This window comes from Falcatimonas sp. MSJ-15 (assembly GCF_018918265.1).
Classification (GTDB): domain Bacteria; phylum Bacillota; class Clostridia; order Lachnospirales; family Lachnospiraceae; genus Falcatimonas.
In genome coordinates, this window is sequence record NZ_JAHLQC010000016.1 from 72,592 (window position 1) to 88,936 (window position 16,345).

A 16,345-nucleotide genomic window follows, 5' to 3' on the forward strand; every position below is an offset into this window, starting at 1 on the left:
TATTATTAATATGTAGAAAGGCGTTATTTATGTGGATTGCAAACAATTGGAAAGATTATGAAGTTATAGATACATCATGTGGTGAAAAGCTCGAACGTTGGGGCAATTATCTGCTTGTCAGACCTGACCCTCAAGTATTATGGGATACTCCTAAGCAGAACAAAGGCTGGAAGAAGATGAATGGCCACTACCATAGAAGTTCAAAAGGTGGTGGTGAATGGGATTTCTTCGACCTTCCAGAACAATGGACTATTAACTATGGAGAGCTTACTTTTAACCTTAAACCTTTTAGTTTTAAACATACAGGCTTATTTCCAGAACAGGCAACTAACTGGGACTGGTTCTCTGATAAGATAAGACACGCAAACCGTCCTATAAAAGTACTTAATCTCTTTGCTTACACAGGTGGTGCTACTCTTGCTGCGGCAGCTGCCGGCGCATCCGTAACACATGTTGATGCATCAAAAGGTATGGTCGGCTGGGCAAAAGAAAATGCCAAATCTTCCGGATTATCAGACGCACCAATACGATGGATTGTTGATGACTGTGTAAAATTTGTAGAACGTGAAATAAGACGTGGCAATAAATATGATGCAATTATCATGGATCCACCTTCATATGGACGTGGACCAAAAGGCGAGATTTGGAAAATTGAAGATTCTATTCACTCATTTGTCAAATTATGTGCTCAACTCTTAAGTGATGATCCTTTATTTTTCCTTATTAACTCATATACAACCGGACTTGCTCCATCTGTCCTTACTTATATGATATCTATTGAGTTAAAAAAATATAATGGCATTGTTACTGCTGAAGAAATTGGTCTTCCTGTAACTTCAACCGGACTCATTCTTCCTTGTGGTGCATCCGGACGATGGGAAGCTAAATAGTATTTGCAAAAGCTGTCTTTATGACAGCTTTTTATTTGACTCTTTGTCAAAAGCGAGGTAAAGTCTGAATATTTTTTATTTATTAATGTGGGAGGTTATTATGAATATACTTTTAGTTGAAGATGATGAAACAATCGTAACTATGTTAACTGAATTCCTTGTGACTAATAATTATAAAGTATTCTCAGCAAGCGGCGCTGCATCTGCACTTGAATACATCGTTCATGAACACTTCGATTTGATTCTGCTTGATATTACACTTAGTGATGGTAATGGTTATTCACTATGTCGTGCAATCAAACTGCAATATGATATCCCGATAATATTTATTAGTGCATCTACAGATGAATTCAGTGTTATCACTGGTCTTGACATCGGTGCTGACGATTATATAAGCAAACCCTTTCGCCCTCGTGAACTTCTGTCAAGAATAAAAACAGTACTCAGGCGATATGGTAAAATGCAAAATATATTCACATATGGTAATCTCACCATCGATACCAGCAAAGCTGTTGTAACCAAAAATCAACATGAAATCTTGCTCACAACACTTGAATACCGTATCCTATTAACTTTCATAGCACACAAAGGTCAACTTCTTAAACGTGAGCAGCTCTTAGCAGAGATATGGGATCTTGCAGGTGATTATGTAAATGATAATACTCTAACCGTCTATATAAAACGACTGCGTGAAAAAATTGAAGACGATCCCGCCAATCCGATATATATCAAGACTATTCGAGGTATTGGTTATATCTTTGATTATTAATAATTATATCATAAAGATAATAGTTAAAAAGGAGGATTTTATATGCTTTTTCGTAATATTGAAATACGCAACTTTGTCATAGCTGATATTCTAATTCTAGTAATATCACTCCTTACCTGTTTTTTTATTACTCCCAATATATTTCCACTTCTTCTGATTCAGTGGATTCTTATTAACATTGCTATATTTACATTATTATATTATCGCTATCTAGGTCTTTCAAAACTCGCACTCGAAATTGATAAAGTACTTCATTCGTCTGACATACACGAGATAGCTTATCATAAGGAAGGTGAGTTGAACATTCTAGGCAGCGAAATCAATAAAATGATCATTAGAATTAATGAACAGACTAAAGAACTGTCAAAAGACAAATTATATCTGGTTGATTCACTTGCAGATCTGTCACATCAGATAAAAACACCACTTACATCCTTAATTCTTACTAATACCATGCTATTAGAACGCAGCACAGAGTCACACATAATCAATCAGCTAATAGTTCAAAAAAAGATGTTAAATCGCATACAATGGCTAATTGATGTATTATTAAAAATCTCACGTCTTGATGCTGATGTAGTTAATTTTTCATATCAGAACACTTCCTGTTCAAAATTGATAGACTCTGCATACGAAACTGTCGCAATAATTCTTGATGTCAAGAACCAGACCATAATTCGTCAAATACCTGATAATATATCTATCCAATGCGATATCAATTGGCTTTCAGAAGCTATAAGCAATATTTTAAAAAATTGTGCCGAGCATACACCAGAAAATGGAATAATCACAGTAACTATACATGACAATACACTTTTTTCACAGATAATAATCGAAGATAATGGTCCAGGATTTGATCCTAAAGATATCCCTCATCTATTTGACCGTTTTTATAAAGGTATTCATAGTTCTAATGACAGCATCGGTATTGGACTTGCACTTTCAAAATCCATTATACAAAAACATAATGGAAGGCTCTATGCATATAATCGCAAAGAAGGCGGTGCCTGTTTCGATATAAAACTGTATAAGGCAATTATCTAGGTGACAATATAGTCACTTTGAGGTCATCTAGAAGTCATTTCCACACTTTATACTATTATTAGGCAGCAACTCTTCTATCTATAATATGCTGTCAAAAAAATAACGAGGTGACAAAATCATGATAAAAGTTGAACATGTAAGTAAAATCTATGGTACCGGCAATAATAAAGTTGTTGCGCTAAACGATGTCTCACTGACAATAGACAACGGTGAATTTGTATCAATAATCGGTCCATCCGGCTCCGGCAAATCAACTCTTATGCATATAATTGGTGGTGTTGATACTCCAACAGATGGCAAAGTATACATCAATAATACCGATATCTATGCACAAAACGAAAATGATCTTGCAGTATTTAGAAGACGTGAAGTAGGGCTCATATACCAATTCTACAATCTGATTCCTATATTAAACGTAATCGAAAATATGACATTACCAGTCCAAATAGATCATAGACCAATCAATGAAGATAGGCTAAATGAGCTAATCACGCTACTTGGACTAAAAGGTCGTGAAAATCATCTTCCAAATCAACTATCCGGTGGACAGCAACAAAGAGTTTCAATAGGCAGAGCTTTAATGAATGCACCTGCAATAGTACTAGCTGATGAGCCAACAGGCAATCTTGACTCCCAAAACAGCTGCGAGATTATGAATCTTCTAAAACTATCAAATCAAAAATACAAACAAACTCTAATTGTAATAACACACGATGAGAATATCGCCTTGATGGCCAACCGCATAATAAGTATTGAAGATGGTAAAATAATACGAAACGAGGTAATCCGCTAATGAACATACTACATAAATATTCCTTAAAAAGCCTCAGTAAATATCGTATGCGAACAATTGTAACAATTATTGGAATAATATTATCAACCTCCATGATAACAGCAATTACAACCCTTATATCATCTGTATCACACTATGGGCAGGAAATATCCCGCATTAATTATGGCAATTGGTTCGTTCACATATCCGATGTACCATATGATATACACAATAAACTCTTAGATGACACGTCAATCTCCACAATTATGTCGGTAAAATATGAAGGATACTCTTTATCAGACTCACAAAACGAATATAAACCATATATATGCGTACAATCTGCATCTAGCACTTTTTTTGAAAATATGCCATTCAAACTATGTGACGGCAGACTTCCAGAAAATGACACAGAGCTCCTAGTACCTAATCACTATTTCAATTATAGCGAAAACAACTACAAAGTCGGAGACACAATAACCCTGACACTTGGATACAGATACACAGCAAGTAAAACACACCTTGGACAACATGACTCAATAATCAACGAGATAACCGAATCTCCAAATATTGAATATCTTGAACCACAGACAACTAAGACATACACAATTGTAGGAATATGTGAAAGACCTAACTTTGAATCTTATGAAGCCCCAGGATTTTCATTTTTTACAAATGATCAATCTGTAGACAACATCTCAACAGATTCTAGTGACAGCACTGCATACTATGATGAATATGTCTTATTAAAAAAAGCCTCTAACGCTATTCCTTTATGTAAAGAATATTCTAACGAATACTATTCCTGCACAAATAGTGCACTGTTACGTTACTACGGCTTTTCAACCAATGACACATTCAAACAAATTCTATATAATATGGGTGGAATTCTGATAAGCATTGTCATCATAGGTTCAATAACTTTTATACGCAATTCTTTTTCCATCTCACTAAGTGAAAGAATTCGTGAATTCGGTCTCTTATCATCAATTGGCACAACCAAAAAACAGATGAAACAAATAGTTCGATACGAAGCAATAATCCTATGCCTCATAGCAGTACCTATAGGCATAATTACAGGAATCAGCGGAATAGGCATAACATTACACTTTATAAAATCACCGATAGAAAGTCTATTCTATACCTCCGATGCAACAGCCAAGATGCCGTCTTTATCATTGCATCTATCATATATATCAATAATTGTAACAATAGCATTAAGTACAATTACCGTATATATATCTTCAGCTATTCCAATGAAAAAAGCACTTAAACGTTCTGCTATAGATGCCATAAGTCAAAGAACAGAACTTACTATCAATAGCAAATCACTTAATATTCCATCATGGGTAAACAGATTATTCAAATTCGAAGGAGTTATAGCCTATAAAAACTATAAGCGTAACAAGCGAAATTACCGAACAATAATCTTCTCACTATCCATGAGTATAATACTATTCATCTCAACCGGTGCATTTTCTACATATACACTAGATCGTTACAACCTCGATGTCTCCATGTCATATTATGACTTGAGACTTAACGGATATATGGATTATAATGAAATGCCCACCTTTGACTCTGCATATACAGCAATAAAAAACAGTGATGCAATAGAATATTCTGAATGTTTCATAACACAAAACTCGCTATATACACTTGGTAACCTTACTGACGATTATAAGCAGATTATAAATGACAACATAGACGGTGTAACACCAATCAATATAACTTTCGTTGATGATGACGAATATGCTGCTCTGTTAAAACAGTATAACCTTACTGACTTAATATCTACGACCAATTATTCAGATATTACTACTCCCATACTGTTTAACTACTTTACTAAATGTGAAGCTTCTTATGATAGCGACTATGCCTCCCCTGTTATATGCCAGGTATTTACCGATACAACTGACACACTTACATTAATCAATGATTACGATAGTACAATCGCAGATTATATATATGATAATCGCAATAGTGACATCACTGATAATCAAGACAGTCATATACTTAGCAACAATTTTGACAGTCTACAGATAAAGCTTGCTGCATCCATAATTCCGGACAACTATGATGACCAGCCAAAAACATCACATAGTACTGACGTTAACACATATCCTAACTTAGGAATTGGACCATTTTTGGTATATCCACTTTCTGCATATTATAATATACTTAATAACTGTTATACATTCACTAATGAATATGCCAAATTAACATTTAACAACATCCTTTGTACAATAAAAACTAAGGATTACCAAAAAGCCATAACTTTAATAGATAACCTTACAGATAATACTGGTATGTCTTATCAAGACCTCTTCCAATCCGAAAAAGAAAACCGTTCCATGCTGTTAATGATAAACATTTTAATCTACGGATTTACAACACTCATCTCACTTATATGTATTACTAATATATTCAATACAATATCAACAAGTATGGAACTAAGGAAACGTGAATTTGCAATGCTGCGTTCATGTGGTCTAAGTCAAAAACAGTTTCATAAAATGTTAGATTTTGAATGTCTCATCTACAGTATAAAAGGCTCGCTTTATGGATTAATATTCTCCACATTAATATGCCTCTTCATGTATACACGTGGCATGGGAAACCTTAATACATTCTATCTTCCAACCAAATATTTCATAATTGCAATACTATTTGCATTAATACTCATATACATCTCAATTATGTATGAAAGAAAAAAACTTGAGCATGAAAGTATCATTGATACTTTATCAAAAGAATTAATCTAACAATCCACACAGGCAAGCCTGTGTGTGAGCGCCAAAGAAACCTGGTGCATAAGCATCAGGTTTCCCAATATGGGATTTTACCCCCGCTCCCCACAAAAAGCCTATTTCACTCCACTCCCCACAAAGAGCCCAAAGAAGAGCAATGATCCACAAAAAAGGCTTCCAGGTAAAACCTGGAAGCCTTTCTTTCCGCTTAAACACCAATATATAATTAAATATATCTTAAAATATTAATAGTCTATTCAACTAAATTCGATTACTCGATGATTGTAGCAACAGCACCTGAACCAACTGTACGTCCACCTTCACGAATAGCGAAACGAAGACCCTGCTCCATAGCTACGTTGTGGATAAGTTCAACTGTCATTTCTACGTTATCACCTGGCATACACATTTCGATACCAGCTGGAAGTTCACAAACACCTGTAACGTCTGTTGTTCTGAAGTAGAACTGTGGACGATAGTTGTTGAAGAATGGAGTATGACGTCCACCTTCGTCTTTTGTTAATACGTAAACCTGAGCTGTAAATTTGTGATGAGGTGTGATTGAACCTGGTTTACAAAGAACCTGTCCTCTTTCGATTTCATTTCTCTGAACACCACGAAGAAGAGCACCGATGTTATCACCTGGCATAGCTTCATCAAGAAGTTTTCTGAACATTTCGATACCAGTAACAACAACTTTACGGATTTCTTCATGAATACCAACGATTTCAACTTCTTCTGAAACTTTAAGGATACCTCTTTCAACTCTACCTGTAGCAACAGTACCACGTCCTGTGATTGAGAAAACGTCTTCTACTGGCATAAGGAATGGTTTATCTGTATCTCTTTCTGGATCTGGAACATATTCATCAATTGTATGCATAAGTTCAAGAATCTTGTCGCCCCATTCGCTGTTAGGATCTTCAAGAGCTTTAAGAGCTGAACCCTGGATGATTGGAGTATCATCGCCTGGGAAGTCATATTCATTTAATAATTCTCTGATTTCCATATCTACTAATTCAAGAAGTTCTGGATCATCAACCATATCACATTTGTTCATGAATACTACGATGTAAGGAACACCTACCTGACGAGCAAGTAAGATATGTTCTCTTGTCTGAGCCATAACACCATCTGTAGCAGCAACAACAAGGATACCAGCATCCATCTGAGCTGCACCAGTGATCATGTTCTTAACGTAGTCAGCATGACCTGGACAGTCAACGTGAGCATAATGTCTCTTTTCTGTTTCATACTCAACGTGAGCTGTAGAAATTGTGATACCTCTTTCTCTTTCTTCTGGAGCTTTATCAATGTTTTCGAAGTCAACAGCTTCACCTGTACCTAATCTTGCATTAAGTGTTTTTGTGATAGCAGCTGTTAAAGTTGTTTTACCATGATCAACGTGTCCAATTGTACCAATGTTACAATGTGGTTTTGTTCTTTCAAATTTAGCTTTAGCCATTTTATAACGTCCTCCTTTTTTCCCTCTATGGGGTGTGATTACTAATTTAATATAGGCTTATTAAATTATATTTCATTTATCATATATTTTCAAGACTATTTTGTCTTTGAAGCAATAATCTTATCCTGAACTGATTTTGGAACCTGCTCATATTTTTCAAAGAACATAGAGTAGTTACCACGACCCTGTGTCTTTGAACGAAGGTCTGTTGAATAACCAAACATCTCAGCAAGTGGAACGAAACCTTTAACCATCTTACCGCCACCGATGTCATCCATACCTTCGATACGTCCACGACGTGCATTGATATCACCAATAACATCGCCCATGTATTCTTCAGGCATAGTAACTTCAACTTTCATGATAGGCTCAAGTAATACTGCTCCACCTTTCTGCATAGCATCTTTGAATGCCATAGAACCAGCAATATGGAATGCCATTTCACTTGAATCGACTTCATGATATGAACCATCGTATACTGTAGCTTTAACACCAAGTACTGGGAATCCTCCAAGGATACCAGCTTTAGAAGCTTCTTCAATACCTTCACCAACAGCAGGAATGTATTCTTTAGGAATAGCACCACCAACAACTGTTGATTCAAATTTGAATGTTTCTTCACCGTTAGGATCCATTGGCTCAAATTTAACTTTACAGTGACCATACTGACCACGACCACCTGACTGTTTAGCATATTTGCTATCAACGTCAACTGCTTTTGTAAATGTTTCTTTGTAAGCAACCTGTGGAGCACCTACGTTAGCTTCAACCTTGAATTCACGAAGAAGTCTATCAACGATAATTTCAAGATGAAGTTCACCCATACCAGCAATAATTGTCTGACCAGTTTCCTGATCTGTATGAGCTCTGAATGTTGGATCTTCTTCAGCAAGTTTTGCTAAAGCTTCACCTAATTTACCCTGACCAGCTTTTGTCTTAGGCTCAATAGCAAGCTCGATAACTGGTTCTGGGAATTCCATTGATTCAAGAATAACTGGATATTTTTCATCACAGATTGTATCACCTGTTGTTGTAAATTTGAAACCTACAGCAGCTGCAATATCACCTGAATAAACTTTATCTAATTCTTCTCTCTTGTTAGCATGCATCTGAAGGATACGGCCAACACGTTCTTTCTTATTCTTTGTAGCATTAAGTACATATGAACCTGAGTTTAATGTACCTGAGTAAACTCTGAAGAATGCTAACTTACCAACAAATGGGTCAGCCATAATCTTGAATGCTAAAGCTGAGAATGGTTCTTCATCTGAAGAATGTCTTTCAACTTCGTTACCATCTTCGTCAACACCTTTGATACTTGGGATATCAGTTGGAGCTGGCATATATTCGATGATAGCATCAAGTAATTTCTGTACACCTTTGTTTCTGTATGCAGAACCACAGCAAACTGGAACAGCTGTACATTCACAAGTTCCTTTTCTAAGAGCTGCTTTTAATTCTTCAACAGTAATTTCTTCGCCTTCAAGATATTTCATTGTTAAATCTTCATCTAATTCAGCGATTTTTTCTACTAATTCTTCTCTATATACTTCAGCTTCATCTTTCATGTCATCAGGTACTTCACAAACTGTGATATCATCACCTTTTTCATCATTGTAGATGTAAGCCTGCATTTCGAATAAATCAATAATTCCTTTGAAATCGTCTTCTTTACCAATAGGTAACTGAATAACGATTGCATTCTTTCCAAGTCTTGTTCTGATCTGATCAACACAAGCATAGAAATTTGCACCTAAAATGTCCATTTTGTTAACAAATGCCATTCTTGGTACATTGTAAGTATCAGCCTGACGCCATACATTTTCTGACTGAGGTTCAACACCACCCTTAGCACAGAATACACCTACTGCGCCATCAAGTACACGGAGTGAACGCTCAACTTCAACTGTAAAGTCAACGTGACCTGGAGTATCAATGATATTAATACGATGCTCTAATGCGCCTGGCATTGGCTTAGCATTTTTCTCAAGAGTCCAGTGACATGTTGTAGCGGCTGATGTGATTGTAATACCTCTTTCCTGCTCCTGTTCCATCCAGTCCATAGTAGCAGTACCTTCGTGTGTATCACCAATCTTATAATTAACACCAGTATAGTAAAGAATACGTTCTGTTGTTGTAGTCTTACCGGCATCGATATGAGCCATAATACCAATGTTTCTAGTTCTCTCTAATGGATATTCTCTTCCAGCCAACGGATTTTCCTCCTTAACATTATCTCAAGCTGTTTTGCTTCAGGCAACGCCCAAAGCAAAATCATATTTAAATTGATTACTAGAATCTGTAATGTGCGAAAGCTTTGTTTGCTTCTGCCATTTTGTGCATATCTTCTTTTTTCTTAACTGATGCACCAGTATTGTTTGCTGCATCTAAGATTTCGTTAGCTAATCTTTCTTCCATAGTCTTTTCGCCTCTGGCACGAGAATATGAAGTTAACCAACGAAGTGCAAGAGTCTGTCTTCTCTCAGGTCTTACTTCGATAGGTACCTGATAGTTAGAACCTCCGATACGTCTAGCCTTTACTTCAAGTACAGGCATAACGTTGTTCATTGCTTCTTCGAATACTTCAAGAGCGTTCTTTTCACTCTTTTCAGCTACTCTTTCAAATGCTCCATATACAATTTTCTGAGCAACACCTCTCTTACCATCTAACATAATGTTGTTGATAAGTTTAGTAACCACTTTGCTATTGTACATTGGATCTGCTAATACTTCTCTTTTCTGAGTATGTCCTTTACGTGGCACGGTACTTCCCTCCTTAATTAAAAAATTTCACTTGACATTACTGTCATAAATTAGATCATAGGTACTCACATTCACATGTGTTCGCGCTCGGTATTACTATATTTAAACCTGCAACCTGCAGGGACAATATGCTAATTCCGGCACTAAAATGTGATAATATTATTTAGCGTCCTTAGGTCTCTTAGCACCATATTTAGAACGTGCTTGTCTTCTCTTAGCTACACCTGCTGTATCAAGTGTACCTCTAACGATATGATATCTTGTACCTGGTAAGTCTTTTACTCTACCACCACGGATAAGAACAACACTATGTTCCTGAAGGTTGTGTCCTTCACCTGGGATATAACTTGTTACTTCAATACCGTTAGAAAGACGAACTCTGGCGATCTTTCTAAGAGCTGAGTTAGGTTTCTTAGGTGTAGCAGTCTTAACAGCTGTACAAACACCTCTCTTCTGTGGTGCAGAAGAATCTGTAGCTTTCTTCTTTAAAGAGTTGTATCCTTTCTGAAGTGCTGGTGATGTTGATTTTTTAACTGTTGTCTGTCTACCTTTTCTTACTAACTGATTAAATGTTGGCATTACATTTCACCTCCTGTAATTAGCATATGTTTGTTTGGTTGCATATCATTCTCAACTGAATGTTTGCATACAAAATAGAATGCATTTGTATGCACGCTAGACTATTATATACAATAATGCAAATCGTGTCAAGTTTTTTCTATTGAAAAACATTAAAAATATTATTACCAAAATATTAAAAATATTATTATAAACAATCTGCGAATACTACAAACTATAAAGTTATCTTTCTCTCTTTTTTAACTATATCACGCTTCATAAACACGTCTATTGACATCACCTGGTCTGATAATCATTATCCACATGCATATCAATGTAATCGCCGCCATAATAACCGTTGATATCTTATAACCAAACACTTTGCTAACCAATGCCGCTGCGATCTGAAAAAATATAGAACCTGCAGAAACCATTACACCAAGAATTGCATTAACTCTGGCTCTTATATCAGCCGGAAGATAATTCTTAACAGCAGTTTCTCTAATAACAGCACTTCCACAGCCTACAAAACCGCACAAAAAACGATTAAGCAACATAAATGGATATGGCATCCATAACAAAAACATATCAGCTAACGAATAATATGTATACGATAACTTAGTAAAAGCATATCTCTTTTTTCTTGGAATCTGAATCTTATACCAGAATATACCACCAACAGATCGTGCAATCATCTCTGCACTTTTTAAAAAGCCAAGCATCATAACTGTAAACCCGGAATAAGTCTGATAATATGCTTGTGTAAGAATACCTACTCCCTCGCTTGTTCCATTGCAGATACTCATATATGAATAGATATTCCTTATTCCAGCCTCAGTTTTCATAAAATTAAATCCTGTTTTAATATCTTCAAAATACTTAGCCAAAGTATACTCATTACAATAATTATTTAGATCCACGCTTATACCGCTCTCTATTATAATTGAAAATACAACAAGTAATGCCACGCCAAAAAAGATAATATATATATCCAAATACTGATATAATATAGTCGAAATTGGAGCCATCACAATCGTTATTGTTGGATACAACGTTGCACTAATAGCATACCCTTGTTGTCTTGCCCCCTTTGGTATAATCTCCGGATACCACGCTTCATAGGCAAGCCTATATATTGCTGAGATAGTTGCAACTGCAAGTGTAAAAACGACATAAACACCATAAGCAAAAGAACAATTAAATGTATATATTCCCATAATAAAATATACGATTGCCAACATTGTATCAAGAAACACAATCCACTTCTTCTTACTTTGCCTATCAATAACAGGTGCGATAGCTACAGAGATAAATATATCCGGAAGCATCCCACATACCATTATCACAGCTGATGCCAAAGTTGAATTAGTCTTGTCAAATACCAACAGACTAATAGGAAGATTCATTGCTTCTCCACCGACTATTGACAAGACAGTAGCTACAATAATACGCTTAAAATCCATAGACCATAGATCTTTTCTATTATTCATACAATCTTTCTTAAAAATATTAAATTTTTTCATAATAACTTCTATCCTTTCTGCTAACCATAAATATAGATAGACATAACACTCTCGTCATAATTTTTTATATGCTCACGTCATAACTTCTTATACACTCACATCATAACTTCTTATACACTCACATCATAACTTCTTATACGCTCACATCATAACTTCTTATACACTCACATCATAACTTCTTATACGCTCACATCATAACTTCTTATATTCTCACGTCATAACTTCTTATACGCTCTCGTCATATTATGTAGCATCTCTCCAACTTAACTATTCTGCAAATATCAAAAGCATCATAATTCATTACGTTAAAGCTATTCATTGTATCAGACTATCCAATGCTTTTTAGCACAATTTAGCTTAGCAAAAAATCATAGGCCTAAAAATTTTTTACTTTACATATATAATATCAAATATCCCTACTATAAAATACTTTATTATTTTGAGAATTTCCATAAAGAAAACACCCTTTAACAGGTGCTTTCTTTAATAATTTGATAAAGTTTTAATTTTAACAATTTATCAACTCATACTCATACCAAACCATTTCAACATATAATTACTATAATAATCAGCACATCTATTCATCTTATTTTCTTTTCGATTGTAATAACCAACATCCAACCATCTTATTTTCTTTTCGATTATAATAATCAACATCCAACCATCTTATTTTCTTTTCGATTATAATAATTAACTTCTTCTTTTCATTATTCCATTCATAAAATCTAAAGCCTTTTTATATTGTCTTTGCTTTATATAAGTTTCAATTAATATATCCTTATAAAAAAATATATGTCCAAAATGTCTTTCCTGTTCCAACTTAGACATAAGTTTCTCAAGTAAAATCATATAGTCCTTACTCTCAGTAAAATCAGGAATACACTCCATACGTACCTCTTCAAATTTTAATAAATCCGATTCCATACAGACATTTTGTGCAATAATCTCTTCTGCTTTCGCAATACACGCCTTGCCTTGTTCAATATCTCCCATCCTAATTAATACTATTGCCTTTTTATGCAACACATACAAACTGTCAGCATCACATTTATCAAGATATATTAACGCTTCGTCATACTTTTTTTCAGTTATAAGTGTTGCTCCAATATTATAATATATAGTTTCAAGCAACTCCTTCCAATTCGTATTACGTAAAATATTCATAGCACGCCTATAACATTTCATCATCATATCACTCATATCAATGCATGCATAAGCTGTGCCGTCTAACATATAATAATTAGCAAGCTGATACACATTCCCCTCACGAACAGCTATACTAACAGCCTCACTCTCCATCTGATGAATCTTTGAATAATCATTTGCCCAATAATATGCTGTCATCAACTCATTAAGCGAAAAAGAACTATTAAGATATTTATATGCTTTTTCTCCATATCCAACAATTTCCTCTTTTTTTTTTTCTTCTTATTATCAGAAGGCATGTCCATAAGATATCTTAATGCCAAAATATAATAGTATCCTTTTTGTCTGTCTGACATATAATCCTCATATTCACAAAGCTGCTCATAAGTATTATCCTTTTCAAATCCCTGAATAATAATCCAATCAATAGCAAATTCACTATATTCAAGCAAAGCACTATTATTAAGCAATTCATCATACAGATTACATTCATAATTATATTCAAACATATTATAATACTCATCTATAATCTTACCCAAATATTGTATCGTATCATCTAGACATAGTATATTAATACCCAATCGTTCAAATAACTTTTTCATAATCTCTGGCTCCGGATTAACAACACCATTTTCAATTTTGCTAAGATATGAAACCACACAAATTCCATAACATATCTCTTTTTGTCCTTTATCTTGTTTTAATCTTTCTCGCTTAAGCAGATATCCCATAACCGATTTCATCATTTTTTTCTTTGATTCTCCTCTTGTCTTTTTTTTACACGCTTACGTATCTCTTCATCAGAAAGCGGATATTTATAATCTCGAATGATTCTCTCTGCTGTATATCCACAATCAACAAGATGATTAATAGCATCTCCATAAGCAAAATCACGTACAAAATTTCCTAATGCTTGTTTAAAATAATATCCATTCTCTTCCACAGGATAGTATCCGTTATTTTTGATTATCTTCTCTTCTTCTCTCATTTTATAAATCCTCTTCTGATATAAACCATATTCAATATTAATATCTCTTTTATTTGTAATCGCTTTTACAATTTTTCTCCCATATAAAACCATATTAAACATTTATAGTTCTTTTATTTGTAATCGCTTTTACAAATTCTTTTCCCACATAAAACCATATTAAACACTTATAGCCCTTTTATTTGTAATCGCTTTTACAAATTTTTTTCCCACATAAAACCATATTAAACATTTATACTTTTATAGCTCCTCTTCTGGCATATACCAATTTTTAGCTATATTCTCATATTCTGCAGCTGCCTTTAACATTTCATTTATTTCTTTATCTAAAGAATCATGTGATACCTTTTTTAACTCTATACTATCTTCAAGGTTATATGGCATTTTCTCAACTTTCATACTATATTCTTTAGCCAATCTTCTATATATTTCAGCTAACTTTTCATATGGAAATAACTGATTACTGCGTATATCAATAACTGCTTTAGTCTCATATGCAGCATTATAATACCACATTGAAGCCTCCTGCAACAATTCTTTATCAAAAAAATACTCTCCAAGTTCACAACATACCTCTGAACTGGATTCCATAATGACATTCTTTAATGCTGTATTGAACATCAAATCAATATTTCCTGTAATTCTATATATTCTTACAAGAATTGTCACTACAATATCCATTTCATCTTCTTTCATATCACTTTCATTAAAAAGTCGATTTTCAAAGAACTTCTTAGCTCGCTCATAATTTTCTTTTTTCCCATTAGTATACAATTCACGTATATACATTTTTAATAATTTTTGTGAAAATGGTTTGTTATTAAATATCATCTGTTCAAATATAGCAATATCTCTATTGGCATGATTTCCAACAGGTCTATGCTCTATTTCAATGTCGCTATCAAATACAATCGGCATAAGTCTTACAGTCTCATGAACATCACCTTCCCAATAAAATTGCCTTAATCTCTTGAAAAGCTTTGGTCTTAATTCCTTTTTAAAGTTATATACTGTATTATATTCTGAATATGTTACATACTTCATCTGAACTATATCTACTTCATCCATGAGAACCTGTTTTAAATTCATAAATCTGCTATAATTCTCTCTGTCAATACATTCATCTGCATCTGCCACATAGATATAATCACAATTAGCTTTAGTAAATGAAAAATTTCTTGCATCAGCAAAACTTCCGGTCCATTCATAGGTATACACCTGTTTCGTATACTCATATGCTATATCAACTGTATTATCCTGTGAACCTGTATCAATTATAATAATCTCATCAAAAAGTCCTTCCATACTATCAAGACATCTTCTTAATACCCTTTCCTCATTTTTTACAATCATACATAATGATATTGTCTTCATAAGTGTCATCTCCATTTATTATTAGTAGTTTTTGATATTCTTTAGTTCTATCATTTTATCGGTATTCATTGGCACTTAGACATCCTATATATTTTTGGTTCTAAACTTTATCTCCACTTTTGACAAAGAATTGCTTAATCTATATATCTAGCTGTGACAGCACTACAAATTTATAATCGAGTAGGAAGGAAAATTAAATAAATTTTCCCGACCTCTCACACCACCGTACGTACGGTTCCGTATACGGCGGTTCAATCAACTTAACAAGTAACACACCTTTCGGTGTAGTAATCTATCATTGAGACT

General features: G+C 34.3%; 14 protein-coding genes. 5 read left to right on the forward strand and 9 right to left on the reverse strand.

Features of this window, described 5'->3' with window-relative positions; translation table 11 throughout:
* Window positions 1–29 precede the first annotated feature (29 nt).
* The 5 genes from KQI85_RS12600 to KQI85_RS12620 all read left to right on the forward strand — a co-directional run bounded on the left by KQI85_RS12600 (window position 30) and on the right by KQI85_RS12620 (window position 6,237).
* The gene (locus KQI85_RS12600) at window positions 30–890 is read left to right on the forward strand and encodes a class I SAM-dependent methyltransferase (RefSeq protein WP_216576433.1); all 861 of its coding nucleotides are present in this window, start codon (window positions 30–32) and stop codon (window positions 888–890) included.
* A 97-nt stretch (window positions 891–987) separates the two neighbouring features.
* Window positions 988–1,659, forward strand: coding sequence for a response regulator transcription factor (locus KQI85_RS12605; protein WP_216576447.1), 672 nt, complete (start codon window positions 988–990; stop codon window positions 1,657–1,659).
* Between the two features lie 42 nt (window positions 1,660–1,701).
* Window positions 1,702–2,703 (forward strand): sensor histidine kinase KdpD, encoded by a 1,002-nt coding sequence (locus KQI85_RS12610; protein WP_216576434.1) that lies wholly within the window; start codon window positions 1,702–1,704, stop codon window positions 2,701–2,703.
* Between the two features lie 118 nt (window positions 2,704–2,821).
* A complete protein-coding gene (locus KQI85_RS12615) occupies window positions 2,822–3,496 on the forward strand; it encodes an ABC transporter ATP-binding protein (RefSeq protein WP_216576435.1) in 675 nt (224 codons plus the stop codon).
* A complete protein-coding gene (locus tag KQI85_RS12620; RefSeq protein ID WP_216576436.1) occupies window positions 3,496–6,237 on the forward strand; it encodes an ABC transporter permease in 2,742 nt (913 codons plus the stop codon). The genes KQI85_RS12615 and KQI85_RS12620 overlap by 1 nt, the downstream gene beginning before the upstream one ends.
* A gap of 256 nt (window positions 6,238–6,493) precedes the next feature.
* Here KQI85_RS12620 and tuf read toward each other — a convergent pair whose 3' ends face one another.
* The 9 genes from tuf to KQI85_RS12665 all read right to left on the reverse strand — a co-directional run bounded on the left by tuf (window position 6,494) and on the right by KQI85_RS12665 (window position 16,039).
* On the reverse strand, window positions 6,494–7,687 hold the full coding sequence (gene tuf / locus KQI85_RS12625) for an elongation factor Tu (protein ID WP_216576437.1): 1,194 nt from the start codon (window positions 7,685–7,687) through the stop codon (window positions 6,494–6,496).
* Between the two features lie 95 nt (window positions 7,688–7,782).
* The gene (gene fusA / locus KQI85_RS12630) at window positions 7,783–9,900 is read right to left on the reverse strand and encodes an elongation factor G (protein WP_216576438.1); all 2,118 of its coding nucleotides are present in this window, start codon (window positions 9,898–9,900) and stop codon (window positions 7,783–7,785) included.
* Window positions 9,901–9,979: 79 nt separating this feature from the next.
* The gene (gene rpsG, locus KQI85_RS12635; RefSeq protein ID WP_216576439.1) at window positions 9,980–10,450 is read right to left on the reverse strand and encodes a 30S ribosomal protein S7; all 471 of its coding nucleotides are present in this window, start codon (window positions 10,448–10,450) and stop codon (window positions 9,980–9,982) included.
* A gap of 159 nt (window positions 10,451–10,609) precedes the next feature.
* The gene (gene rpsL / locus KQI85_RS12640; protein WP_216576440.1) at window positions 10,610–11,029 is read right to left on the reverse strand and encodes a 30S ribosomal protein S12; all 420 of its coding nucleotides are present in this window, start codon (window positions 11,027–11,029) and stop codon (window positions 10,610–10,612) included.
* A 248-nt stretch (window positions 11,030–11,277) separates the two neighbouring features.
* On the reverse strand, window positions 11,278–12,531 hold the full coding sequence (locus tag KQI85_RS12645; protein WP_253293886.1) for an MFS transporter: 1,254 nt from the start codon (window positions 12,529–12,531) through the stop codon (window positions 11,278–11,280).
* A 690-nt stretch (window positions 12,532–13,221) separates the two neighbouring features.
* Window positions 13,222–13,875: a hypothetical protein gene (locus KQI85_RS12650; RefSeq protein WP_216576441.1), complete on the reverse strand. Its 654-nt coding sequence runs from the start codon at window positions 13,873–13,875 to the stop codon at window positions 13,222–13,224.
* Window positions 13,875–14,423: a helix-turn-helix transcriptional regulator gene (locus KQI85_RS12655; protein WP_216576442.1), complete on the reverse strand. Its 549-nt coding sequence runs from the start codon at window positions 14,421–14,423 to the stop codon at window positions 13,875–13,877. Before KQI85_RS12655 ends, KQI85_RS12650 begins: the two co-directional genes overlap by 1 nt.
* Window positions 14,420–14,665, reverse strand: a complete 246-nt coding sequence (locus tag KQI85_RS12660) for a hypothetical protein (RefSeq protein ID WP_216576443.1) — start codon at window positions 14,663–14,665, stop codon at window positions 14,420–14,422. The genes KQI85_RS12655 and KQI85_RS12660 overlap by 4 nt, the downstream gene beginning before the upstream one ends.
* A gap of 240 nt (window positions 14,666–14,905) precedes the next feature.
* Window positions 14,906–16,039 carry a glycosyltransferase family 2 protein gene (locus KQI85_RS12665; protein WP_216576444.1) on the reverse strand — a complete coding sequence of 378 codons (1,134 nt, stop codon included), beginning with the start codon at window positions 16,037–16,039 and terminating at the stop codon, window positions 14,906–14,908.
* Window positions 16,040–16,345: the final 306 nt, after the last annotated feature.